This is a genomic window from Heyndrickxia sp. FW510-T9 (genome assembly GCF_058781025.1).
Window position 1 is genome coordinate 1 of the sequence record NZ_JBYSWK010000003.1, and the last position, 24,777, is coordinate 24,777.

23 protein-coding genes are annotated in these 24,777 nt (G+C 35.3%); 18 read left to right on the plus strand and 5 right to left on the minus strand.

Annotation, left to right across the window (positions count from 1 at the left end; all coding sequences use genetic code 11):
* Positions 1 to 432: 432 nt before the first annotated feature.
* Positions 433 to 879 carry a YaiI/YqxD family protein gene (locus AC3WJF_RS02350; RefSeq protein ID WP_492449501.1) on the minus strand — a complete coding sequence of 149 codons (447 nt, stop codon included), beginning with the start codon at positions 877 to 879 and terminating at the stop codon, positions 433 to 435.
* A 996-nt stretch (positions 880 to 1,875) separates the two neighbouring features.
* On the opposite strand from AC3WJF_RS02350, the gene AC3WJF_RS02355 reads away from it, so the two are divergent.
* The 3 genes from AC3WJF_RS02355 (at position 1,876) to AC3WJF_RS02365 (ending at position 4,534) form a co-directional block, all read left to right on the plus strand.
* A complete protein-coding gene (locus AC3WJF_RS02355; protein WP_492449502.1) occupies positions 1,876 to 3,117 on the plus strand; it encodes a serpin family protein in 1,242 nt (413 codons plus the stop codon).
* 283 nt (positions 3,118 to 3,400) lie between these two features.
* Positions 3,401 to 3,838: a hypothetical protein gene (locus AC3WJF_RS02360; protein ID WP_492449503.1), complete on the plus strand. Its 438-nt coding sequence runs from the start codon at positions 3,401 to 3,403 to the stop codon at positions 3,836 to 3,838.
* A gap of 282 nt (positions 3,839 to 4,120) precedes the next feature.
* Positions 4,121 to 4,534 carry a DUF1259 domain-containing protein gene (locus AC3WJF_RS02365; protein WP_492449504.1) on the plus strand — a complete coding sequence of 138 codons (414 nt, stop codon included), beginning with the start codon at positions 4,121 to 4,123 and terminating at the stop codon, positions 4,532 to 4,534.
* A 96-nt stretch (positions 4,535 to 4,630) separates the two neighbouring features.
* Here the strand turns inward: AC3WJF_RS02365 and AC3WJF_RS02370 are convergent, their stop codons facing one another.
* Positions 4,631 to 4,840 (minus strand): hypothetical protein, encoded by a 210-nt coding sequence (locus AC3WJF_RS02370; protein ID WP_492449505.1) that lies wholly within the window; start codon positions 4,838 to 4,840, stop codon positions 4,631 to 4,633.
* Positions 4,841 to 5,054: 214 nt separating this feature from the next.
* Here AC3WJF_RS02370 and AC3WJF_RS02375 point away from each other — a divergent pair, with 214 nt between their 5' ends.
* Positions 5,055 to 5,183, plus strand: coding sequence for a hypothetical protein (locus AC3WJF_RS02375; RefSeq protein ID WP_492449653.1), 129 nt, complete (start codon positions 5,055 to 5,057; stop codon positions 5,181 to 5,183).
* A complete protein-coding gene (locus AC3WJF_RS02380; protein ID WP_492449506.1) occupies positions 5,146 to 5,385 on the plus strand; it encodes a LamB/YcsF family protein in 240 nt (79 codons plus the stop codon). The genes AC3WJF_RS02375 and AC3WJF_RS02380 overlap by 38 nt, the downstream gene beginning before the upstream one ends.
* 218 nt (positions 5,386 to 5,603) lie before the next feature.
* Here the strand turns inward: AC3WJF_RS02380 and AC3WJF_RS02385 are convergent, their stop codons facing one another.
* From AC3WJF_RS02385 to AC3WJF_RS02395, 3 genes are all read right to left on the minus strand, one after another.
* Positions 5,604 to 7,079, minus strand: coding sequence for a DHA2 family efflux MFS transporter permease subunit (locus AC3WJF_RS02385; RefSeq protein ID WP_492449507.1), 1,476 nt, complete (start codon positions 7,077 to 7,079; stop codon positions 5,604 to 5,606).
* Positions 7,080 to 7,191: 112 nt separating this feature from the next.
* On the minus strand, positions 7,192 to 8,043 hold the full coding sequence (locus AC3WJF_RS02390) for a TetR/AcrR family transcriptional regulator (protein WP_492449508.1): 852 nt from the start codon (positions 8,041 to 8,043) through the stop codon (positions 7,192 to 7,194).
* Between the two features lie 40 nt (positions 8,044 to 8,083).
* Complete coding sequence (locus AC3WJF_RS02395; RefSeq protein WP_492449509.1) at positions 8,084 to 8,698, minus strand: TetR/AcrR family transcriptional regulator; 615 nt, start codon at positions 8,696 to 8,698, stop codon at positions 8,084 to 8,086.
* Positions 8,699 to 8,871: 173 nt separating this feature from the next.
* On the opposite strand from AC3WJF_RS02395, the gene AC3WJF_RS02400 reads away from it, so the two are divergent.
* From AC3WJF_RS02400 to AC3WJF_RS02460, 13 genes are all read left to right on the plus strand, one after another.
* Entirely contained in the window at positions 8,872 to 10,068 is a 1,197-nt protein-coding gene (locus AC3WJF_RS02400; RefSeq protein ID WP_492449654.1) for a YhgE/Pip domain-containing protein, read from the plus strand.
* 176 nt (positions 10,069 to 10,244) lie between these two features.
* Positions 10,245 to 10,541 carry a VOC family protein gene (locus tag AC3WJF_RS02405; RefSeq protein ID WP_492449510.1) on the plus strand — a complete coding sequence of 99 codons (297 nt, stop codon included), beginning with the start codon at positions 10,245 to 10,247 and terminating at the stop codon, positions 10,539 to 10,541.
* Positions 10,542 to 10,901: 360 nt separating this feature from the next.
* A complete protein-coding gene (pdxR, locus tag AC3WJF_RS02410; protein ID WP_492449511.1) occupies positions 10,902 to 12,335 on the plus strand; it encodes a MocR-like pyridoxine biosynthesis transcription factor PdxR in 1,434 nt (477 codons plus the stop codon).
* Positions 12,336 to 12,460: 125 nt separating this feature from the next.
* Positions 12,461 to 12,655 (plus strand): hypothetical protein, encoded by a 195-nt coding sequence (locus tag AC3WJF_RS02415; RefSeq protein ID WP_492449512.1) that lies wholly within the window; start codon positions 12,461 to 12,463, stop codon positions 12,653 to 12,655.
* Positions 12,656 to 13,728: 1,073 nt separating this feature from the next.
* Positions 13,729 to 14,577, plus strand: a complete 849-nt coding sequence (locus AC3WJF_RS02420) for a MurR/RpiR family transcriptional regulator (protein ID WP_492449513.1) — start codon at positions 13,729 to 13,731, stop codon at positions 14,575 to 14,577.
* 127 nt (positions 14,578 to 14,704) lie between these two features.
* The gene (locus tag AC3WJF_RS02425) at positions 14,705 to 15,517 is read left to right on the plus strand and encodes a GNAT family N-acetyltransferase (RefSeq protein ID WP_492449514.1); all 813 of its coding nucleotides are present in this window, start codon (positions 14,705 to 14,707) and stop codon (positions 15,515 to 15,517) included.
* Between the two features lie 50 nt (positions 15,518 to 15,567).
* On the plus strand, positions 15,568 to 16,569 hold the full coding sequence (locus AC3WJF_RS02430; protein WP_492449515.1) for a dipeptidase: 1,002 nt from the start codon (positions 15,568 to 15,570) through the stop codon (positions 16,567 to 16,569).
* Between the two features lie 56 nt (positions 16,570 to 16,625).
* On the plus strand, positions 16,626 to 17,756 hold the full coding sequence (gene menC, locus AC3WJF_RS02435) for an o-succinylbenzoate synthase (RefSeq protein ID WP_492449516.1): 1,131 nt from the start codon (positions 16,626 to 16,628) through the stop codon (positions 17,754 to 17,756).
* Positions 17,757 to 18,163: 407 nt separating this feature from the next.
* Entirely contained in the window at positions 18,164 to 19,582 is a 1,419-nt protein-coding gene (locus tag AC3WJF_RS02440; RefSeq protein WP_492449517.1) for a serine hydrolase domain-containing protein, read from the plus strand.
* A 14-nt stretch (positions 19,583 to 19,596) separates the two neighbouring features.
* Entirely contained in the window at positions 19,597 to 21,237 is a 1,641-nt protein-coding gene (locus AC3WJF_RS02445; RefSeq protein WP_492449518.1) for an ABC transporter substrate-binding protein, read from the plus strand.
* Positions 21,237 to 22,172 carry a nickel ABC transporter permease gene (gene nikB / locus AC3WJF_RS02450; RefSeq protein ID WP_492449519.1) on the plus strand — a complete coding sequence of 312 codons (936 nt, stop codon included), beginning with the start codon at positions 21,237 to 21,239 and terminating at the stop codon, positions 22,170 to 22,172. The genes AC3WJF_RS02445 and nikB overlap by 1 nt, the downstream gene beginning before the upstream one ends.
* A 115-nt stretch (positions 22,173 to 22,287) precedes the next feature.
* A complete protein-coding gene (locus tag AC3WJF_RS02455; RefSeq protein ID WP_492449520.1) occupies positions 22,288 to 23,706 on the plus strand; it encodes a serine hydrolase domain-containing protein in 1,419 nt (472 codons plus the stop codon).
* Positions 23,707 to 23,876: 170 nt separating this feature from the next.
* A complete protein-coding gene (locus tag AC3WJF_RS02460) occupies positions 23,877 to 24,776 on the plus strand; it encodes an ABC transporter permease (protein ID WP_492449521.1) in 900 nt (299 codons plus the stop codon).
* The last annotated feature ends 1 nt before the right edge of the window (position 24,777 follow it).

Consider the following 24,777-nt stretch of genomic DNA (forward strand, 5'->3'; position numbering starts at 1 on the left):
GATTTGAATGTGATATAAGTTTTTTTTACACTAAAAAAACCTCCTTTCTGAAATTAAATCTACCTCTAACGAAAATTTAAGCGCTTACAAAACTACATAGATATAGTAGTCTATACAACAATTTTCAGAAAATTAAACCTAGATGTGAAAAATTTTTTTTATAAGTTAATAGAAAGGGGTTTTAACTTTTATAGTTAAAAACAGTTTGAGAGAATATATCATTATAATTATTAGAATATTGTCAAAAATATAAGGACAATATGAACTGTAGTGGAATTTTTGTACTGTATTTAAGATTAGGGATGCTCTATCGAAATCTATGATTTAGTCGGAGAGGTTTAAAGAAAGCATTGGAATTGAGTGAAAAAGTGAATACATATAGTTCCTTAACCGGGCACCTGCCTCCCAAAAGTGTGAAGGAGAGACAGGTACTCAATCTATTCTTTCAATGATCTTTTTAAAAAGCTGCCTAAATTTTTCTCGATCTTCCTCTGTGAATGCTTTTGGTCCCTTTGTACGCTTTCCAGCTTTTCTTTCCATTGCACTTAAATATCGGGTTTGTAATAACTGATCTATATTATCATTTGTATAAAGAAAACCTTTATGATGCAAGACTGTACAACCTTTCGCTAAACCGAGTGAAGCAAGGCCATAATCTTGAGTAATAATGATATCTCCCTTTTCAGCCAGTTTCATAATCCGATAGTCCGCAGCATCGGCACCTGTATCCACATATATAGTCTCTACACCTGGAGGTTGAGGCTCGGTTGAGAAATGGGAAAAGCTTGTTACAAGTGTAACAGGAATTTCTGCATGTGTGGCTTCCGCAATTACAATGTTTTTTACAGGACAAGCATCTGCATCGACATATATTTTCATGATATTCTCTCCTTATTTCAAATGAATTAAAAAAAACGGAATCACTTGCTTAATACTTTAACCTATTTTTGTTAACATTTCATGGTTTTAATACTATCGGGATGTTGTTTTATTTAACATGAAGGCCAGCACAAGCATATTTTTAATCCAGAGTGTCTTTCATAGCCTAGATGAGGGACACGACGAGTATATTTTTATCCAAGTTGTCCTTCATAGCTTGGATGAAGGACAGTACGAGTATACTTTTAATCCAAAGTGTTCTATATGCCCAATATGAAGGACAGTATAAGCCTGCATTTAAACGAAAGTGTCTTTCATGCTATAGATGAAGGACAGGTGAGCCTGCATTTAAACGAAAGTGTCCTTCATGCCCAAGATGAAGGACAGCTTAAGCATACTTTTAAACGAAAGTGTCTTTCATGCTAAAGATGAAGGACAGTATGAGCCTGCATTTAATCGAAAGTGTCCTTCATGCCCAAGATGAAGGACAGTATGAGCATACTTTTAATCGAAAGTGTCTTTCATGCTAAAGATGAAGGACAGTGTGAGCCTGCATTTAAACGAAAGTGTCCTTCATACCCAAGATGAAGGACAGCTTAAGCATACTTTTAAACGAAAGTGTCCTTCATGCCCGTGATGAAGGACAGTATGAGCATGCTTTTAAACGAAAGTGTCCTTCATGTCCATGATGAAGGACAGTAAGATCATACTTTTAAACGAAAGTGTCCTTCATGCCCGAAATGAAAGCCAGCTTGAGCATGTTTTTAAACGAAAGTGTCCTTCATACCCAAGATTAAGGTAAGCTTGAGCACTCTTTTAAACCAAAGTGTCCTTTATCCTTACTATGGCTACCTTGGGTTAATAGAATAGAGTGAATACACCATATAATTCTATCTGAACACTATAAAAAATAGCAGGTTTTTAGATGCTTTGATTACATCCAAATGTAACCTTATTCTTGTTAACAAAGTCTAATGTTATAAAGGGGGATTAAAAATGAAGAGATTTGCTGCTCCACTGGTACTTGCGAGTTTTTTTATGTTTGTGTCAGGCTGCGGAATAGGAACCGGTTCTGATGGTTTAAAGATTTCGAAAGATGTTGAATTTGGCAAAAAAGATTATAAAAAAATTGTTTCATCGCAAAACGAATTAGGTTTTGATTGGTTGCACGATGTGGAAAAAGATCAAAACGGTAACGTATTTATTTCCCCGACTAGTTTATTTATGGCATTATCGATGGTCTCAAATGGAGCCGATGGAGAAACAAAGGAAGAAATAGCTAAAGTTTTGCATACAAGTGGATTATCAAATATTGAGCTGAATAAAGCCAATTCATCTATAATGTCTATCCTTCATCAGCACTCCAAACGAATCAAACTGAATGTCGCAAACTCTATATGGCTAAACAAACATTTCCATTTTCAAGATCAATTTTCTAAGGATAACCAAGATTATTTTAATGCAAAAATACAGGAAATAGATATAAATGATCGACGTTCACCTTCAAAAATCAATAACTGGGTAAAAAAGGCAACAAATAATAAAATAAATGAAATAGTTGATACACCTATAGATTCTAATATAGATGCAATACTGATAAATGCCATATATTTTAATGGGAATTGGAAGAATGCATTTGATAAAAAGGATACAGTGGAACGAACGTTCTTTTTAGCAGATGGGTCTACAAAAGATGTTGAATTTATGGTACAAAACAAAAGTTTAGATTATCTAGAAAATGACAGCTTTCAAGCAGTATCTCTTCCCTATGGCAATGAAGAAATGAGCATGAAAGTATTTCTTCCGAAAGAAAACATTGATTTAGAAGAATTTGAAAAGGTGCTCTCAAATGATAATTGGCAAAATTGGTCTAGCGAATTTGAAGACATGCAAGGAACGATTATGCTGCCAAAATTTCAATTAAAATATGAAGTTCTGTTAAATGAAACAATAGAGAGGCTAGGGATGAAAACAGCATTTACCGGTGATGCCAATTTTTCAAAAATGATTAAGGAAGCCTCTCCCATTTCGATTACAGAAGTAAAACAAAAAACCTTCATCGATGTAAATGAAAAAGGGACAGAAGCTGCAGCAGCAACATCTATCGTTATGACGAAAGGGGCGCCATCTAGAAGTGAACTGTTTCACATGGTGGTTAATCGACCATTTTTCATCATGATTGTTGACGATCGTACTGGAGCAATTTTGTTCATGGGTGAGGTATCTAATCCACAGTAAGACATGTTCAAATCATCGGTATATTATCAATGAATAATATACGAATGTAACCAAAAACCTTTATCTACTGAAGAGAAAAGATTATATAAACAAAGAATGAGATATGGTAGATTCCTAACAACTTCATTAACACCAGTTATCATTTATTTAAGGTAAATCGCCTAATACTAAGCGAACTTACTTTTTTGGATAAAATTAGAATTTTTGTGCTAAAATTAATTTATATAATGTGAATGATGTTCTAAGCTAAAAGGTAGTAGATATAAAAATTAGGGGGGATTAAATGAAAAATAAAAGGTATTTAATAATTGGACTCGCAATACTAATAATTATCTCTTTCTCTATTAAAATATATAATGATTATAGAGAAAAAGAGTTAGTTGATGTAATTAGCTTTGATATAACGAATTTCAAATCCTTGGCTTTTAATGAAGGTGAAGAGGAGTTTGAATGGAGAACTGATAAAAAGGAACACGCAGAAAAGTTCAATGAATTTTTGCGTCAATATCGAGTAAAAAAAATGAAAGATAATAAATGGGATAGTAATGTTTCAAACGAAAAGGGTTTTCGAGTTACTATCTACACAAAAGATAGTCCTATAATGGCTTCATTTTATGAACACCGCTTAGCTTTTTATAACAATGGTGCTTATTATAAGGTAATAAACGGACCAATCGATGTTGATTGGATGGAAAATTATATCAAAAAATATAAACAATAAGAATATAAATATGACATTGCGAATTATTGTCATCCAAAGTAACGTAGGCTTTAGTTCTGTAGGTTTGGTAAAATATTACACTAAACAAGTGCTCTGAATTAGAGCGTTTTTACTTGCTATTTATATTTCTGATATACCTTTGAAATATATGCCGATTAAAAGTTATTTGCGTCACTTTTAGCATTTTTCTCCCAATCAACCTTACCCGGCAATATTTTTTATTTGTCCTAATACATAGCAATTATTTCACATGCATATGAATTCAAAAAGGGAGGGAACAGAGTGGCAGTAGAAAACTTCGATTCCGTATGTAAACAGTTTGCTTCCATCTTACATGGTAAAAGCAATGTAGATAATGGAGTATGTTCTGTTAATTTTAAGCGACAATTTAATGTGGTAATTCAAGGGAAGAAAAGTACTGCTGTTCTTGGGGTAGATGCAACATTCGAATCACTAGATCAGCATGGTGTTGCACTTAATATTGCAGAAGTGGCAATTTTGGAGGAAGAAATTCCTGCCTTTACGCATGCTGCTGTTGGGCAAGGTCTGATCATAAGTGCACTGCATAATCATTGGCTGTTTACTCATCCTGTCATAATGTACATCCATCTTCAATCTGTTGAATCCCCAATTCATTTTGCTCAGAAAATGGCTTATTGCTTAACAAAGCTAAAACAATATCCAAATCCTAGTTAATAATATGTCATCATTTAAAATGATATAGAGATTAAAAACTTGAGAAAAAATAGGTGTCTGATTTTTTCCAAGTTTGAATAACCAGACACCATTTTTTTAATAGAAGAAAGGCGGCCTCGCTCCTAAACCAAATGCAGCACCGCGCAAACCAAATGCAGCTCCTGCTAAACCAGCTACTGCACCTAACCCACCGAAAGCTAATCCAAGTGTGCCAAATTGTCCTGGTATATAACCAAGCCCCATTCGAGGTGCATAACCACCGTAAGGCTTTCCATAACCATTGAAAGGATAAGTACCGAATCCCATTAAAATTCCCCCCATTCATATGTTCCTGTATAGCTGTATTTAAGTTTATGAAAAAATAACAAATACGGAGCTTGTTCATATGAAAATAGACAAGAATTTAAGTGCCTGTCGTTCACAGTTAAGCGTAACCACGTTAGAGGTCAGAAACATATTGTACTATATAATATAATATGTTAACCAAAAGGCCACGTTATCGGAATCTAATGTAGAAGCTATATACAAAGTAAATCCTGAGCTTATTCTATTTGGTATAGCAGGAGGAGAGCTCGTAAAAGGCGGGAAGAAAATCGGTTTGCGTACAGCGTGTGAAAATTTATGCGTACAGCTCGTATCAAAGGGATAGTTCTTTAGCACCAAGAATTGATTCGCAAGCGCTAATTACCAATCGTGATACTGCTGTTAACCAGGTAATCCGAATGGTGAAGGAAGGAAAAGTAACTTCCCTTCGTGGAGTCGCTGTACCGATCCAAGCTGATACCATCTGTATCCATGGTGACGGAGCCAACTCACTAGATTATGCTAAGTATATATTTCTAATAGTTTAAATAAGCAGGAATATAAATAACGAAAATCCATGTAATTTTATTAAGCGGGAGAAGGGGATGGCCCTTTTCCCAAAGTCCTCTCGAAATTTAATGGGGAAAAAAGAAGTGGTTATCGTTTCGCAACGCAGTACGCATAGTACAGAAAAAGATTGATTATTTATCAATCTTTTGAATCAGACTCATTATAATAATTGTCTATTAAGCAAAAACTTCCAAAATTATTTGGAAGTTTCAACTCTCTTTCTATTTTTCAAGCATAAACCCAATCCTAGTCCAATCGTTGCAATCACAATCGAAAATATAAAAGCATCATTGTTTCCAGCAATAAAGGCATCAATTGAAATCGTTTCCTTCAGCCTTTGAAGTGCGTCAACAGACATTCCTACCATTTTAGCCTTATGCTCTTCCAGCATTTCCTTACCATGTACTTGTGTACGATTCGAAATCAATGTGACAATAAGACTCGATGTAAGAGCACCAATCGTTTGCCCTAATGTACTGTTCATCGCTGTACCATGGGGTATTTCTTCTGGTTTCAATGAATTAAGTGCATTTGTTTGTAGGGGCATTTGAACCATCCCAACACCAATTAGGCGAATGGCGTAAGTTATACAAATAACCCATGAAGCAGTTTCTAACTCCAGATTCCCTAAAATCACGGATGCCAGAATCATTAAAGGAAAACCGACTAAAAGAAGTGGGCGAATCCCAAAACGATCAAATAACTTACCGTTAATCGGGCCAAGTAGACCCATAATCATCGCACCCGGAAGCATGATTAAACCTGATTTTAATGCAGTCATGCCTTGAATATTTTGCAGGAATAATGGTACAGGAATCATCACGGAATACATTCCAAAAATAGATGTAATAAGCACAATAATTGATAGCGTATATTTAGGATTTAAGAAAATTTTAAAGTTTAACATTGGCTTTTCTAAAAAGTTTTGGCGAATTACTAATGCCGCTAATCCTAAAACCCCTGCAACTAAACAAATAATAACCACCGACGAATCCCAGCCATCCTTGCTTGCTGCACTAAAGCCATAAATAATGCCGCCAAAACCAATTGCACTTAGAATAACAGATAATACATCCAGTGAGCCTGGCTGTGTTTCTTTATCCTTTTTCATAATTTTAAAAGAGACGATGGCAATGATTAGTGTAATTTGCCAGATGATATGGAATAACCATTCCCATGATGCCACCTTTAAGATAAGCCCTGAAATAGTAGGTCCAATCGCTGGCGCAAAAATCAAAATAAGTCCTACAAAACCCATCGATTTTCCTCTTTTTTCCGGTGGGAATGAACTATACAGCAAATTCATTAACAATGGTGATAACAATGCCCCCCCTAATGCTTGAATAATACGTGCGGTTACAAGGACGGCAAAATTCGGTGCAAAGCCACCAATAATCGTTCCAATTGTAAAAACCACCATACTATATAAGAACAAATTACGAATGGAAAACTTATTTAAGAAAAATGCAGATGTTGGAATAACAATGCCACTCACCAACATATAGCCTGTTGTTAACCATGTAGCACTTGATGCTCCAACATCAAATGTTTTCATAATGGTTGGAATAGCGTTGCTCATTAGTGTATTACACAGAATCGCAAAAAATGCGCCAACCATGACATTAGCTAATAATAAATAATTAGGTCTTATTTGCTGTGATTTATTTTCCATAAAACCGCTCCTCTTTTTATACTTTAAGTACAAATTTGTACTTCAGTTCTAATGATAGATTGAATTATAGTACACATATTAAAAAAAGGCAATAAAAAACTCATTGCCTAATTTAGACAATGAGTTCAATGTAATTAGAAATTGCTGGATAGTCATCTTGTAATTCTTGCAGCAACTGTTGCTTCATGTGTGCAACTAATGCTGGATTCGTTTCGATTAACGAACGATTTCGCAATAATAATTCTACATATTCTTTTACTAATGCATAATTAGTACGGTCTGCAAATGAATGATTGAGCCATTTAATTAATTGATTGGATTCATGAATAAATTGCTCTTCTTTTGATATGCTTTCCTGATTTTCAAATTCAATTGATAAAAATAGTGGATGCCTGTTTATATTATCTAAACAACTGATTACTTGATCTATACAAAAATCAATCACTTGTTGCATAGGTTTCGGATCTTTTAGTAATTGGTTAAAACCTAAATGATTATTTATGATGGAGTCTAACATTATAGTGGCATTCCATGTTGCATTTGGATAGGATTCACCAAATGCCTGATTCACATAGTCGTGAAGCCAATATATCCGATTTTTCTTTAATGTTTCAATATATTCTAAAATATTTACTTCTTTTTCACTAGATGCTTCTGCCATAATGCGTCCTAATTTATTATCAAGCTCTCGTTTTTTTGAAATGTATAAAATTTCTCGCAATAACTGTTCAGAATCACCCTGCAGATAATTAATCCTGAAGAGCGCACGTTCTTGATTTAATAACTCTTGAAAATACTGATTCATCTCCACAAGTAATTCCGCTTTAGAAGAAAAATAATTGTAAAAAGTACCTCGAGAAGTTTTACTTTCTTTTACGATATCAAGAATAGAAGTTTCGACATAACCCTTATCTTTAAATAATTTATGTGCCGCTAAAATGACATTTATTTTTTTTTCGTTCATTAGCATCCATTCCTTTTAAAAAATATATTTCTTGCAAAAATTACTTTTTCAAGCCAGCTGCAAAAAAAGGACCATTTAGCGTTATTGTCGAGATAATTCGAGCCATTTCATGAGGAGATTCTTTTCTCTCCCCATTCAACCATTGTTGAATAACACCAATATGTGCTGACGCAATATAGGAAACTAGATATTCCTCTGGAACAAGTAAATTTTCTCTCTTAATAATGGGATCCTGATTACTTTCAAATAATGTATTCCACATGAAATTTTTCAGTTTTGTCTGGAAAGAGAGGTCTCCTGTTGGGCCAAGTAAGGCTTTCATAAATCTTCTATTTTTATTAATATATTCAAATATAGAAACCATAATGGTAGATGATGTAGGGGAAGGAGTTTTTCCTAGCTCTGCAACAACATTTGGTATGTTCTTTTTAGCAATAACGACCATTTCGTGCATGATTGCTTCCTCGCACTTGGTCATTAAGTCATATTTGTCTTGATAATGTATATAAAAAGTGCCTCGATTAATATTTGCCCTAGTAGTAATGTCCTTTACGGTAATTGCTTCAAAGCCCTTTTCCTCGATTAATTCTGTAAGGGCATCTCGGATTAATTCCTTGGTACGAATGACACGTAGATCTGTACTGATATCCCGCAATGCTAATTCCTCCTCAACTTTTAATGAACACATTCCTGAATACCGTCGTTTAAACAACACATCACTGATTTCTGATTATTGTATAAATGACTTACCCGAAATATAATTCAAATAGTAAATAAACAACATGTTGATTATTATTATATCTCAAAAAAGGAGTCGCAAACATGAAAATTTTTAAAAACAAGCTCATAGTGTTATCACCCATCATTGCTTTGGCAGTAGTATTTATTTTTTCACTAACACTTTTCCCTTCAGTCCAGCCTAAACCAAACAATTTACCCATCGCCATTGTTAACGAAGACATAGGGGTGCAAATTCCTAATCAACCAAAGATGAATATGGGTCAAACATTCGTGGAAACGATACAAAAAAATACAAAAGCAACATCAGGTAAAGAAGACCCTGCTGTGAAATGGGTTGTAGTAAAAAACATTAAGAAAATGCAAAAAGAATTAAATGATCAAAAATATTATGCAGCATTGGTTATTCCACAAGATTTTAGTGCGAAACAAGCATCATTACGTACACCAGATCCTTCTTCACCTGAAGTGCAAATATTTATCAACCAAGGAATGAATCCAGCTGCGATGGTGGTGGCAGGCCAAATGTTGAACGGAATCGTTGACAATATGAACAACAATGTTCGTATCCAACTACTTGAAGGATTCGAAAAACAAGGAGCAACATTAACAGCTAAGCAAGCTGAAAGTCTAGTGAATCCTATTACAAAAAAAGTCATTAATATGAATGAAATAGGTACTAATAGCGCAAACGGAAATGCTCCCGTTTCTTTATTCCAGCCACTATGGATGGCAAGTCTTGCGAGTGCTGCTGTTATCTTTATCGCTGTTAGTAAATTATCGATTACTAATCGAAAAGAGAATTTATCCGCAAAATTGCTGCAAATTTTAATGGGTGCTATCGTCGCTCTTGTAGTGGGATTCGGATTAACTTGGCTAGCAGATGCTTTAGTCGGATTCCACATTCCACAATTTACAGATACAGCGCTATTTCTATCCATTACATCCTTTAGCTTTATTCTTATGATATCAGCTGTATTTTCACTATTAGGGCTGAAGGGATTGCCTATTTTTGTTCTAATGCTTTTCTTCGGTGCACCATTGCTTGCAATGGCTCCAGAAATGATGGCGCCATTTTATCACGATTGGGTTTATTCTTGGCTGCCAATGCGATTTATGATACAAGGTTTACGTGAATTGTTCTTCTTTGATAAAGGATTATCTTGGAATTCTCCTGTATCTACCCTTGTTTGGATTGGAGTAGTGAGCATGGTCGTCATACTAGCTTCATCATTAAGAATTCATTCAATAAAAGAGAAAACACAAAATCAAAAATTAGAAGCATAACATGCAACAAGCATTTTTGAAAGGCTTTTTTCTAAAATATTGTTGATTTATGAATAATGTTAATCCAATTGTAGATGTATATATTCAGTTATGCGAAGTTAAAAAAGGGATATTAAAGGGAGCATGTTGAATATTCAGTTTAAGTAGTCAAGTTCCTATTTGAAAGGGGTATTCATGTGTCTCAGTTACAGTCGTTAATTGATGAAATTCATTATTTTCGTATTCCAGTAAATGAATTGGAGAACTCTGTACGTTGGTATACCGAATGCTTAGGATTCACATTGCGGAATATGACAGAAGAATTAGCAGTATTCGAATTGAAATCTGGTCCATTATTAGTTCTAGTGAAAGCTGATAGCGATTCTCGTGGTCACTTCATTCGAAATGGACAATTGGAGTTTGCAGTTGGTTTCACTAGTCCTAATATCCAACGATTACGTGAAAGTCTTATTGAGCATGGGGATCGAAGTTGATGATATGAAAGAAGATAACGGACATTACTTTTTTCACTTCTTTGACCCAAGCGGGAACAAACTTCAGGCTCATTGGTAACATCTTGTTGAACTTCCACGGTACTATCTAGTTCAATTACCGCCTATACTGTTTCAGTAGGGCGGTTTTTGTTGGTCGAAAATTATTATTAAGTTTTAACATAGCCCCCAATATAGAACTATCTTTTAACTATGGTGTCTAAAAGAATCTACTTTTGTAAAGAGTTTGGTCTTTTTTTATATTGATAGGTAATAATTAAATAAAAGGACAAAATTGATCTATATAGTTATTTTTTGTTTCAGGTAAAATGAATAATAAATGATTTAATAAGGACTGTATATATGAATTGGAAGCCAGATAGAAATAAGATAAAACCAATATTTAAACAAATAGCAGAGTATATTGAAAATGGGATAACAGATGGTAGCTTTCCAGTGGACAAGCCGCTCCCATCTGAAAGAAACTTAGCTCAAGTATTGGGGGTAAATCGCAGTACCATTGTTTCGGCTTATGCTGAATTGGAGGCAAATGGGCTGGTGAACCGAAAAAAGGGAAGCGGAACCATTATCAGCAAGGATATTTGGGGACTTACAAAAAAGCGAATTCCAAGTTGGAATAAATATATTGAAGCGGGTACATTTCTACCGAATATTCCTGTTATGCAACGTATTAGGAAAGAAACAGAAGAAAATAAACTGATAAATCTTGCTAGCGGGGAATTATCCGCAGATCTATTCCCTAATGATTTTATACAGGAAACTTTAATGAATATGAAATTTAGCGGTTATTTAGGATATGATCATCCTTTAGGAAACTTAGATTTGCGCACGACCATAGGTGACCATGTTCGAAAGTACCGGAAGATAGAAACGAAACCTGAGTCCATCCTCATCACTTCTGGTGCACAGCAAGCAATTCATTTGATAATCCAGTGTTTGTTAAAGCCCGGAGATACGGTCGTGATAGAAAATCCATCGTATAGCTTTAGTCTTCCTATCTTTAAGACTGCTAGATTAAAAGTATTCCATCTATCAGTAGGGGAAATGGGAATGAACCCTTCTGATTTAATAGATATACATAAAAAACACCGAATCAAAATGATTTTTACCAATCCTATTTATCAAAATCCTACCGGGACGTCGATGCCTTATCATATAAGAAAGGAATTATTGGATATCTCCTCTGAATATGGAATACCTATAGTCGAAGATGACCCATATAGTTTGTTATCATTTACAGAAGATAATCCAGCAACATTAAAATCGATGGATGTGAATGGAAATGTGCTGTATGTTAGTTCCTTATCAAAAATTGCCGCACCTGGTTTGAGAATTGGCTGGATTAATGGGCCATCACCGGTGATAGAAAGATTAGCAGATGCAAAACAGCAGTTTGATTTTGGTCATTCGACCATTTCGCAATGGATTGGAAATCAATTTTTAAGCTCCAATTACATAGAGGAACATCTTCATTTATTGAAAAGCATTTTAGAGAATAGAAGTGATGCCATAATGAGTAATCTAAATCAATATTTTGGTGATGATATTGAATTTCAGAAACCATTGGGAGGAATCCATTTATGGTGTCGGTTTAAAAAAGAAATAAATGAGGATCTTCTTCTGGAAAATTCGATAAAAGAAGGAGTACTCTTTGCACCTGGTAGTACTTTAGGTACAGAAAAGCGTTGCATCCGTCTGACATATGCTAGAGGCAATGAAGAAACCATTCATCAAGGAGTGAAGCGTTTGTTTCTTGCTTACGAAAAAATAAAATAAAGTGGATGGCTAGATTAATGTATTATTGGATGGTCTCAATTGATGCACACACTATTATTATTATACTAGAGCAAGTTGATTTATAGGAAAAGAGCCTAGTCGAATGATAGTGGAGGTGGAACAACATGATGGTTGCCTACATTTTAGTTGCTATAGTAGGGGTTGTAGCGCTAGTAGGAACGTTAATGGTAGCTGGGAAAGCCGATGCTGACTATAGCACGGCTACTAAGGGGAATTTAACACGTATTCTATTAATGTATATAATTCTTGGCGTTATTGTAATTATAGGAGCAATAGTAGTGGTCGGTTATTTGATTTAATGTACGATTATCTTTTTACACTTTCTCAAACAGAGGCTGTATATTGCTCCTCTGTTTTTTTATTTTAGGAAAGGGATCGGTAGCTACAGCTGGAAACTTATGAGATGTTAAAAAAATGGTTCCAAGAGGTGAATCATCTTTTATTGAGGTAAATTATCCATTCTTTTTGGTAAGTAATTGAGTTTTGCCATTCGTGGAGTATGGTAGGTGGACATAGGTTCCTTTATTTGTGACAAAAGGGGTTATTTCACGATGTTTGCGGACAGACGTTCCGTTATTCGCAAAAAATCGCTGATTTTCGCGTGTTTTTTCGTGAATAACGGAACATGTGTCCGCTTAGCACTTAAATTAGGGTAATTTTATTAAAATAACGGATTCTCTGTCCTCTTAAGTTATAAAATAATGAATTGGACGAATTTTTTATTATTGTTTATTTGCGATAATTATATTATGTAAATTAAAAAAAGTATATATTTATATCAATAATTAGGTGGTAGCATCTTATGAAGAATATGGTTGTTTTTAGAATCCTATCATTCATTTGTGCATGCATGATATTGTTTATGATTTTAAGTTTAGATAAAAAATGAGTACGTAATATATTTTACAATCTCACACAGAAAGCCCATCTATCGACTGATAGATGGGCTTTTCTTTACGCTTGGCACGGGTGTAATCTCTAGTAATAGCGTAACTGTCACTTATCGACTATTCCACTGTCAATACTTCAAGTACTATCCGATGTATTAGCACACGGAATGGTATAAAGAACAAGAACATAATCTTGACTAATTTCGAAGGCTATATCATCCAACTTTACAGTGGCAGCTAAAAATACTCAACTTTGAATTTTCTAATACAAATTTTGTTTTCTACAAGTTTATTTTTCATAAAAAATTACCAATCTATCTATCATAATAGTTTTAATTTAATGAGGAGGAGTATTGCTATTGATTTTATTGAAATAGAAATATATTTCTGAAATTTCTTGAATTTTAACTTGAATTGAAGAATACGCTTTATTATAATAATAAAAAAAGTATATCCTTCATATTGTAAACAGGAGAAAATAAATGGATGAATTAAAGACTAAAGTTCAAAAGGAATATGGTAATTTTTCAAAAGGATTAAAGAAAGTTGCAAAGTTTTTCCTTTCCAATCCAGAAGCTTTTGCGATGAACTCCGGTGTTCAAGTTGGACAGATGATTAATGTTAGTGAAACAACCGTCATTCGGTTTTGTCATGCACTTGGATTTAATGGGTTCAGTTCTTTGCAAAAGAACGTACAAGACCAACTGTTAAATAAAAATAGTAGTCTTGGAGATTATCATTTAATGAAAAGTGAGATGGAAAAGGATCAGTATTTTGCGAAAAAAATGATGATGAAAGATGCTGAGTTAATTCTGCAAACTGCTGAAAAGCAAAATGTGCTAGATTTTACGAATGCAGTTGAACGTTTAGTTCAATCAGAAAGGATTCTTGTATCCGGTGTTCGTTCTTCGCATGCTATGGCTCACTGGTTTTCTTTTGCACTTGATTTAATTCGTGGAAATGTTAGATTGTTTCGTCCTGATACAGACGATATCGTTTTGCGAATTAGTGAAATGGATGAAAATAGTACGTTTGTTGCATTTTCATTTCATCGTTATGTATTAGAAACAATTAATATGGCTAAGGAGGCAAAGCGTCGAGGAGCATTTGTTATCGGTATTACTGATTCCGAAGTAGCCCCTATTCGAGAATATACAGATATTTCATTTACCGTACAGCTACCAGTTAAATCCACTTTGGATGTAACACCAGCAGTATTTTCGCTTATGAATGCTTTAATTGGAGGAGTTGCTGTAAAAAACTCAAATCAGTTTAAAAAGCGCACTAAGGCATACGAGGAACTAAATTTGCATCATTTCTTTGGAGAATAATTAGCAAAAGTGTGAAAACGTTATATGCTGTTAAATTTTTTTTTATAAACATTATCAAAATTGCTACTACATATTGTTGATCGTGTCCAGCTATTTTCTTTAATTTAAGAAATGAAAGTAGGTGTGAATGTTGATTGAAATTAAAAGACTAGTAGAAGTTGACGAGATAGAAACCATTCAGAAAGTTGAACAACAAGTATGGAATATGCCACCAACACCTATTCATCAAACGTATACGTCTTCCAAAAATGGTGGTATGGTTTTGGGAGCATACCAAAATGATAAATTAGTAGGCTTTCAATATAGTTTTCCAGGATTTAAGGATGGTAAAGCTTATTTATGCTCTCACATGCTTGGGATTTTACCTGAATACCGGAAAAGTGGATTAGGGGAGAAATTGAAATACGCCCAGAAAGAATGGGCACTTCAAATGGGCTATTCCTTAATTATATGGACATTCGATCCATTAGAAAGTATTAACGCATACTTGAACCTACATAAATTAAAGGGGATTGGCGCTACTTATTTAGAGAATCATTACGGAATGATGTCGGATTCCCTTAATAAAGGTCTTCCAACTGACAGGTTATTAGTAGAATGGTGGATTCGTAGTGATCATATTGAAACTAAGGATGAAGATATTGATATACAAGCTGCAACACCATCGATAGAAACAAGACTTGATAAGAATGAGTTTCCTTTTATAACTACAGTAAATGATTTTAAAAGGGACCAAAATATATTTCTAGTACCTATTCCAGAAAATTTTCAACAAATAAAAAGTCAGCAGCCTAATCTCGCTACTGAATGGCGTTATAAAACGAGGAAATGGTTTCAGGAATTATGTCAACATGGTTATGTTGCTATCGATGTTAAACGGAACACTAAAGAACGTGTGAGTTATTATGTATTTAAAAAACGGAGTAATCTTGCACTATAACGAAAAGTGATAAATTAAAGGTTTAATAAAAAAGTGAAGGGGGATTTTTTATGTCTATTTATCTGAATAGTCCGATAGTTGACGGGCATTTTGATTTGTTAATGGATGTGCAGATACAACGCGAAAAAGGTCGGACAAAAATAATAGAAACGGATTACTATTCGCGATTTATAGAAGGAGGCGTGAATGTTATTATTGCGTCTCTATTTATAGATAATAGCTTTTTACCAGAAATGGCTCTTCGAAAAGCATTAAGTCAAATTAGTGCTCTTTATGAGGAGGTTAATGAATCACCTGATAAATTGATGATCTGCTATAACGGAAATGATATGCAAATCGCTAAAGATTCAGGAAAAGTAGGTTTCTTGCTGTCCATTGAAGGTGCTGAACCACTTGGGACAGATCTTAGTTTATTACGAGTATTTTTTGAATTAGGAGTTAGGAATCTAGGGTTAGTCTGGAGTCGGAGGAATGCAGTTGGAGATGGGAGTTTTTTTCATCCAGTTCGTGAAGGAAGAAAAGGAGGAATCACAAGCTTTGGCGTCAATCTTATTGAGGAAGCAGAAAGGCTCGGTATAACAATAGATGTTTCTCACTTAAATGATGAAGGCTTTTGGGATGTGGTGGATATTTGTCAAAAACCTTTTATTGCTTCCCATTCAAATGCTCGTGTACTTTGTTCAACCATGCGAAACTTAACAGATGAACAGATAAAAGCCATTGCTGCCAAACATGGTGTTATTGGAGTCAACGCTGCTAGCATTCTTGTAGGTGACCAAGATGCCAACAGCCACATCGAACAGCTTATAAATCATATAGATTATCTTGTTGAACTAGCAGGGATAGACCACGTAGGTATTGGGTTGGATCTTTGTAATGATTTTCTGAAATACCTCTCGTCAGAGGACTTATCAAGTATGCCACGCAAGCCATTCGATGTGATTGCAGGGCATCAACAAATCCCTCAGTTTATCGAAAAATTGATAAAAAAGGGTTATAAGGAAAATGAAATAGCAGCAATCTTAGGTGGGAATTTTCAAAGAATATTTTAGAAGTTATCCTAATCAATCTATTTTACAAAAATGAGATATAAGTAGGAGGCATGATGATGATTAATAGTCCGATTACAATTCGAGAAATCACTCTACATCGATTAGTTATGAGATTAAACGATCCATTTACAACTAGTTTTGGTACTTTCCAAGAAAAAGAATTTTTTATAGTCGAATTAGAGGATGAAGCTGGTTGTATTGGATTTGGGGAATCTGCAGCATTTTCGAGTCCCTGGTATAACGAAGAAACGGTAAAAACGAATGAACATATTATGGAGGATTTCTTGATCCCGTTACTATTAAAAGCACCACTACATCATCCAGATGAAGTTTCGAAACGATTTGAATCGATTAGAAAGAATAACATGGCAAAATCGGCATTAGAAGGAGCGGTGTGGGATATATTTGCAAAGCGCCAAAATGTTCCGCTTTATACAGCTCTTGGAGGATTAAAAAATCAAATTGATGTTGGAATTAGTATCGGGATTCAGCCAACGGTTAAAGAGCTACTTCGTGAAGTTGACCGCTATGTTAATGAAGGATACAAGAGAATAAAGATAAAGATTAAGCCGGGATCTGATTATGACATGTTAAAGGAAGTAAGAAAACAATTCCCTGATGTATTGATGATGGCAGACGCAAATTCCGCTTACACTTTGCGCGACATTGATGCGTTAAAAAAGCTTGATGAGTTAAATTTAATGATGATTGAGCAACCCCTTAATCATGATGATATCGTGGATCATTCTAAACTTCAGTCACAACTATGTACTCCAATTTGTTTGGATGAGAGCATTCATTCATTAGATGATGCTAGAAAAGCTGTAGAATTAGGTAGTTGTAAAATTATTAATATAAAAATTGCACGTGTTGGTGGACTTACTGAGTCAAAGAAAATTCATGACTATTGTGCTGAACAAGGTATTTCTGTTTGGTGTGGCGGGATGCTCGAGTCAGGGGTTGGACGCGCACATAATATTGCCATCACAACGTTGAATCAATTTAACTTGCCCGGCGATACAGCTGCTTCCTCAAGGTATTGGAGAAAGGATATTATTGAACCTGAAGTTACTGTGGACAATGGTGTTATACATGTTTCGCAAAAACCAGGTATTGGCTATGAGATCAATCGCGGTGCTTTGGAATCATATCGTGTAGATAAAAAAGTATATACAAAAGATAAATGAGGGATAAAAGTAAATAATTAAACGGAATATTACCCAATTTATTTCAAGAATCAAAATGATAAATACTATTGATTAAAAATTCCGAATAGTAGTATAATAATCAAAAATGGATATTCTTTATTTTTTAAAAACTGAAGGATTACCTTTTTTAGAAAATATTATCGGTATTGAAATTAGATAACATATAGCTTTATCTTACAAATGTTCGAACTTCTGAGAGTTTAACCATCTATTCTCACCATCATGATCAATCAACCATCCACGTTCTATTCATTATCCAATATAACTATAAACAACCAAGTCACCAATGTTGAAATACATTTAAATATAGAAAAAGATGTTCTTCCTTGTAGTTGAGTCCATTTTTTAAAATTACTATTTAATTATTTTAAATGGAGGGTGATTAAATGAGCAATAAAACCATTACAAACAGTTTTGAAGAATACTGTAACAAAATCGTGAATAAGTATCAAATTCCTGGCTTTTCCATTGGACTAGCAAAAGACGGTGAATTATTTTATGAAGGAGGATTCGGCTTCCGTGATAACGAAAATGAATTGCCTTTGTCATCAGAGACAGTATTTGGAATTGGTTCGGTTACAAAATCCTTTACATGTGTAGCTATTCTACAACTTCAAGAGGCTGGGAAACTATCAGTCCATGACTTTGTTATTAAATATTTACCTGAATTGAAAACCAATAATGAAGAGTATACGAAACAAATGACCATCCATCATTTTATGACACATACAGCAGGCTTTCCGCCATTACCTACACTATATGGAGCACTTAGTAAAAGCATGGACGAAGATCCGAAGTTTGAAGATGGAAATAAAGAGGATAACACTCCTAAACTACCTTATATTGGTACATACGAGGAGTTAATGGAAGCCATTGGGAACGGAGAATACACATTATTAGGCGCACCTGGATCAGAGTTTAGCTACTCCAATGATTGTTTTGCCCTTTTGGGAGCCATCATCGAGAGAGTAAGTGGTGTTCCATATGAACAATACATGAAGGAATATATATTAGAACCTGCAGGGATGCATCGTACAGTCTTTCATTTAGAGGAATTAAACGGCCATGAGGATGCTGCCATTTTATATAATTCCAGAGAGAAGGATGGTGAGACTATCGTTTTTCAGTCCGATAACCCATGGGATGCTCCGTCAATGCGCGCAGCCGGATTTTTAAAGTCAACAGTTAACGATATGCTGATATATGCAGAAATCTTTCGTAATCGCGGAAAAGTAGGAGATGCTCAAATAATATCGCCAGAAAGTGTTGAATTAATGATGACACCATATGTTCAATGCGGTTATGAAAGATATTACGGATATGGAATGGCAATTGTACCGGACTACTTTGGATATAAACTTGTTGAACATGGAGGTTCTATTAAAGGAGTAGCCGCTCAATTAAATATCATTCCTGAAATAGGCTTAACGGGAATTTCCTTTGCCAACTTAGCAGGTGTTCCATCTACTAAACTACTTTTTAGCGCATTTGCTGATTACCTAGGAAAACCTGTTGAAGCAACACATATACAGGTGGAGGAATGTAAATTAACGGTGGATGAATTAAAAATATTTGAAGGAGAATTTGTTTCTGGTGAAGGAGTAAAACTTGAATTTTATGTAAAAGATGAAATGCTTCAAATTACTGCTGAAGGAATGATTCAAGCAATTTTAAAACCAATTGGAAATGATTGGTTTATCCTTAAAATGAAAGAGGAAGTGTATTCAATACGATTTGTAAGAGACGAAGAAGGCATGATTATACGTGTTGCGTTTGGATCAAGACAAATTCCAAAGGTTAGTTAAGGGGGGGAAGTATAGTGATTAGATTAAGTACAAGAAAAATATTTTCAATATTTATAATTATCATGTTATTTGGGTTTTTAATGCCTGCATGTAGCTCCGATAAATCGACATCTATAAATCAGAAAGAGGATACAACAAGTGAATCTGCATCACCGCAACCAGGTGGAACAATCACAATTGGAGTTTCACAGGAACCCGATACACTTGATATTCATAAAACAGGGATGAGTGTTGCTGATGATATAGACGGTAGAATTGGAGGAACATTATTAGCAGTGGATCCCGACACAATGGAATTGAAGCCTAATCTTGCAGAAAGCTACAATGTTTCAGATGACGGTAAGACCCTTACTTTCAAAATTCGCCAAGGTGTGACGTTCCAAAATGGAACCCCATTAACTGCAAAGTCTTTCAAAGAAACGTTTGATCGAATCATGAATCCAGCAACAGGTGCAACGGTTGCTGCCAACTTTGTAGCTGGAGTTAAATCTGTAACAACACCAGATGACCAAACATTAGTCATTGAGCTAAAGGAACCTTTTGCGCCGTTCCTAAGCAATTTGACAACGGGATATATGCAGCCTTTATCCTTATCGGCTATTAACAAATCTGGAAATGATTATGGACGTCATCCTGTAGGTGTTGGTCCATGGAAATTTGCTGATTGGGTAACAGGACAATCCATTACTTTAACGAGAAATGATGCTTATAACTGGCCACCATCCTTTTTTAAAAATCAGGAAAAGGCTTATCCGGATAAATTAGTCTACAAATTCATTACGGACCCGCAGACAATGCTCGCAGCTCTTGATAGTGGTTCAATTGATATATTAGCGCAAGCAAATCCAAAAGATGCCAAGAGATATCGTGATAAAGATCAATTTAAAGTACTTGAAACAGATCAACAAGGACTAGGTTTATTTCTAGAAATGAACCTTGAAAAGGATCTAATTAAGGATGTCAATGTTAGAAAGGCTATAAACTTAGCAATAAACAAGGATGCCATTATTAAGGCTGTTATTGATGGCGAAGGAGAGCCAGCATATAGCCCACTACCACCTACTATTTTTGGGTATGATCCAAATGTTAAGAACTATGGATACAAATACGACAAAGACCAAGCTATAAAACTACTAAAGGATTCTGGATGGACTAAAAATAGTAAAGGGATAATGGAGAAGGATGGCAAGCCTTTGCAGTTTAACCTATCCATCTATGCAACCCAAAGTCAAGCAGCTCAAATCGTACAGGCAATGTTAAAGGAAATTGGAATTGATATAAAGATTCAATCAATGGAACCGGCAACATTAATAGAAAAAGCAACAAAAGGAGAATACGATCTCGCTTTCTTGAGTTATTCTTACAATGATCCTGACATTCTCTATTTGTTGTTCCATTCTAGTCAAATCGGTGGGTTAAACCATGATCGCGTACAGAATCCTGATCTAGATGCTCTTTTGGAAAAGGGCAGAACGACGATGGATACGGAGGAAAGAAAGAAGATTTATGCTGATGTTCAAAAAATTATCGTAGATGAAGCTTATTGGGCGCCAATCTACTCAGGAAAGATCTTCTATATTGTGAATAAGAGGGTTCATGATGTGAAGTTAACACCTAATGGTTTACTTGTTCATGATGGTTGGGTGAGTAAGTAATGACACAGTATATCATTACTAGAATCGTTTCGGGCATTGTGGTAACGATTGGAATTTCCATCTTTTCATTTTTGCTTATTCACTTAATTCCAGGAGATCCAGTGAAAATCATCCTAGGTATTAACGCTTCTCCTGAAGAAGTGGAAAAGCTGACACACCATTTGGGGCTAGATCGGCCCCTTTTGGTACAGTATACAGAATATATTTCCAATGTTTTACACGGTGATTTTGGGACCTCTTTAAAGTCGGGCAGGCCGGTACTAACGGAAATTATGGAACGATTTCCGCAAACGTTGAAGCTAGCTGCTTTTGGGATGTCTATTGCAATAATCATTGGTATTGCTTTTGGGATTTTAGCAGCTAAATTTAAGGATACATTTATTGATACGTTATGTACTGGACTAGCAACATTAGGCGTCTCTATACCTAGTTTTTGGTTAGGGATATTACTAATTATGGTTTTCTCAGTGAAATTGAACTGGTTTCCTATTGCAAATGGGACTGGGCTGAAAGATATCATTCTTCCAGGTTTAACACTAGGAGTCGTACTATCTACATTAATCAGTCGGCTAACAAGAAATGGTATGGTAGAGGTTCTTTCGAATGATTATATTCGAACAGCAAGATCCAAGGGACTCGAGGAACGACTTATTCTATTTCGGCATGCATTTAGGAATGTACTCATTCCAATCGTTACCCTTGTAGGGCTTCAACTTGCATCACTGCTTGGGGGAACTGTCATTATTGAACAAGTTTTTAATTGGCCAGGGTTAGGAACATTAGCAATTGGAGCCATCATGTCAAGGGATTTCCCGATGATCCAAGGAACGATTTTATTCATGGGTGTCGCTTATGTCGTTATCAATATATTGGTAGATATCTTATATAGTATTATTGATCCTCGTGTGGAATTGACTTCAAACGCTGATAATTAAACGGTAGATACTTCGGAGAAATTACTCAAAATGAAAACAAAGTGGTTATTAGTTGTGATTCGTACAACTTTTAATAAGGTTTTTAAAATTTTTTTGAATGGGGAGAGAATGAGCGATGAACAAAGAAGTCATGAAAAATAATTTTGAAGAGTACTGTAACGAAGTAGTAGAGAAATATCTTGTTCCAGGTTTTTCTATCGGTCTAGCAAAAGATGGTGAATTGCTTTATGAAAAAGGTTTTGGGTTTAGAAATACTGAAAAAGAATTACCGTTGTCAGCTGACACCGTTTTTGGAATCGGTTCAGTTACAAAATCCTTTACATGTGTTGCGATTCTTCAGCTACAAGAAGCAGGGAAACTGTCCGTCCAAGATCGGGTTCTTAAATATATTCCAGAGTTAAAAACAAATAACGACGAGTATACAAAACAAATGACACTTCATCATTTTATGACCCATTCAGCAGGATTCCCGCCATTGTCTTCATTATATGGTGCATTGAGGAGAAGTATGGAAAATGACCCCAAATTTGATGATGAGAAACAAGAAAATGGAGAATCTAAACTTCCGTATATTGAAACATATGATCAGTTAATAGATCATATTGCAAAAGAAGAATATACATTCCTTGGGGCTCCTGGCAGCGAATTTAGTTATTCAAATGATTGTTTTGCACTGTTAGGCCTTGTTATCGAAAGAGTGAGCGGAGTAACGTATGAACAATACATTAAGGAATATATTTTAGAACCGGCGGGAATGCATAACAGCGTATTCCATCTTGAAGAATTGAATGAGCACGACGATGTCGCTATTTTATATAATTCTAGGAAAAAAGATGACGAAACGATTGTATATGAGTCGAACAATCCGTGGGATGCCCCTCCGATGCGAGCAGCAGGATTCTTGAAATCTACTGTAAACGATATGCTGAAATATGCAGAAATCTTCCGCAATTCCGGAAAGGTTGGGGACGCTCAAATATTAACATCTGAAAGTGTTGAATTAATGACAACCCCATACATCCAATGTGAATATGGAAGATACTATGGATACGGGGTTATGATCACCCCAGACTATTTCGGCTATAAACTTGTTGATCATGGGGGTTCCGTTAAAGGTGTAGCGGCACAATTAAATATTATCCCTGAAATAGGACTAACAGGCTTCTCTGTTTCTAATTTAGGAGGAGTACCGTCCACAAAGTTATTGTTCAGTGCCTTTGCGGATTTCCTTGGAAAATCAGTCAAAGAATCTCACTTGAATGTTAAAGAAATGAACCTATCAGAAGAAACTTTAAAGGAATATGAAGGTGAATTTATATCAAGTGAAGGAGCAAAAATGTCCTTTCAAGTTGAGAATGGAGAACTTTATCTCGATTCTGAAGGGATGGATAAAACTGCAATCCAATCTATCGATGAAGATTGGTTTTTAGTAAATATGAGGGAGGGGGAATATACACTTCAATTTAGGAGAGACGAACAAGGCAATATCATTCGTGCTGCATTCGGGTTTAGACAAGTTCCTAAAGTGCAGTAAAGTAAACTACTAAAGATTAGTTTATGTAAGTAATACGATTAAAAGATGCTTTCGCAAACCATTTGGGGCTTTTTTAGCCCCTTTTAGTTCATCATCATTTATTAGTTGCACAGTCTATTAATAGCTTTACATATCCTCATGTCGAATTGAATGTAAGAGGTGAAAGTTTAATGGAAAAATTGGGTGAAGGCTACAATACCATACAAGTTCCCTCTATTCGGGAAGCCCCTTTAAATTTGAAATTTGCCGCCTTTCGTAAAGTCATGGGCTATAAACGGGCAAAGGTTTGTTTATTTTTCCTATTTTTGATAATTGCGATTGGGATATTTGCCCCATTAATTGCCCCATATAGTCCTGAAAAACCTTTTTATGATGCGTTACTGCAACCTCCAAGCAAAGCACATATATTAGGAACGGATGATATCGGAAGGGATGTTTTCTCACGTCTTGTTTACGGGGTCAGGATTACCTTAACAGTTTCTACTTTAGCACTTGTAATTACACTTGTTGCTGGAACATTTATCGGCCTAGTAAGTGCTTATATTGGTGGTTGGGTTGATAACGTGTTGATGCGAATTATGGATATTTTGCTCGCATTACCGAGTATTATCCTGGCGCTAGCGATTGTGGCCGTCTTAGGGCCAAGTTTAACAAATGCGATGATTGCGGTTGGTATAGCCTCCATACCAGGTTTTGCTAGATTAATAAGGGGAGCTACTTTATCCATAAAATCATCGGGATTTGTGGAAGCTAGTCGATCAATTGGAAGCTCACATAGTTATATACTTCGCAGGCAGCTTTTACCTAATATATCTGGAATATTGCTAGTATACACGACACTATTCATTGGCGTTGCGATTTTAGATACCGCAGGACTTAGCTTTATTGGATTAGGTGCTCAGCCACCTACACCTGAATGGGGTACGATGCTAAGTGAAGGTAAGCAATACATTTATGATGCTTGGTGGTTAGCCACATTTCCTGGATTAGCTATTACGTCTGTCGTTTTTTCAGTCAATTTTTTAGGAGATGTATTGAGAGATGTTTTTGACCCGAAATCGGCGAGTTAAA

Coding starts and splice junctions, on each gene's coding strand:
- AC3WJF_RS02440 (WP_492449517.1), top strand. CDS start 18,164: ATGAGCAATAAAACCATTACAAACAGTTTTGAAGAATACTGTAACAAA.
- AC3WJF_RS02415 (WP_492449512.1), top strand. CDS start 12,461: ATGATGGTTGCCTACATTTTAGTTGCTATAGTAGGGGTTGTAGCGCTA.
- pdxR (WP_492449511.1), top strand. CDS start 10,902: ATGAATTGGAAGCCAGATAGAAATAAGATAAAACCAATATTTAAACAA.
- AC3WJF_RS02420 (WP_492449513.1), top strand. CDS start 13,729: ATGGATGAATTAAAGACTAAAGTTCAAAAGGAATATGGTAATTTTTCA.
- AC3WJF_RS02355 (WP_492449502.1), top strand. CDS start 1,876: ATGAAGAGATTTGCTGCTCCACTGGTACTTGCGAGTTTTTTTATGTTT.
- AC3WJF_RS02460 (WP_492449521.1), top strand. CDS start 23,877: ATGGAAAAATTGGGTGAAGGCTACAATACCATACAAGTTCCCTCTATT.
- AC3WJF_RS02385 (WP_492449507.1), bottom strand. CDS start 7,079: ATGGAAAATAAATCACAGCAAATAAGACCTAATTATTTATTATTAGCT.
- AC3WJF_RS02350 (WP_492449501.1), bottom strand. CDS start 879: ATGAAAATATATGTCGATGCAGATGCTTGTCCTGTAAAAAACATTGTA.
- AC3WJF_RS02430 (WP_492449515.1), top strand. CDS start 15,568: ATGTCTATTTATCTGAATAGTCCGATAGTTGACGGGCATTTTGATTTG.
- AC3WJF_RS02390 (WP_492449508.1), bottom strand. CDS start 8,043: ATGAACGAAAAAAAAATAAATGTCATTTTAGCGGCACATAAATTATTT.
- AC3WJF_RS02370 (WP_492449505.1), bottom strand. CDS start 4,840: ATGGGATTCGGTACTTATCCTTTCAATGGTTATGGAAAGCCTTACGGT.
- AC3WJF_RS02425 (WP_492449514.1), top strand. CDS start 14,705: ATGTTGATTGAAATTAAAAGACTAGTAGAAGTTGACGAGATAGAAACC.
- menC (WP_492449516.1), top strand. CDS start 16,626: ATGATTAATAGTCCGATTACAATTCGAGAAATCACTCTACATCGATTA.
- AC3WJF_RS02360 (WP_492449503.1), top strand. CDS start 3,401: ATGAAAAATAAAAGGTATTTAATAATTGGACTCGCAATACTAATAATT.
- AC3WJF_RS02455 (WP_492449520.1), top strand. CDS start 22,288: ATGAACAAAGAAGTCATGAAAAATAATTTTGAAGAGTACTGTAACGAA.
- nikB (WP_492449519.1), top strand. CDS start 21,237: ATGACACAGTATATCATTACTAGAATCGTTTCGGGCATTGTGGTAACG.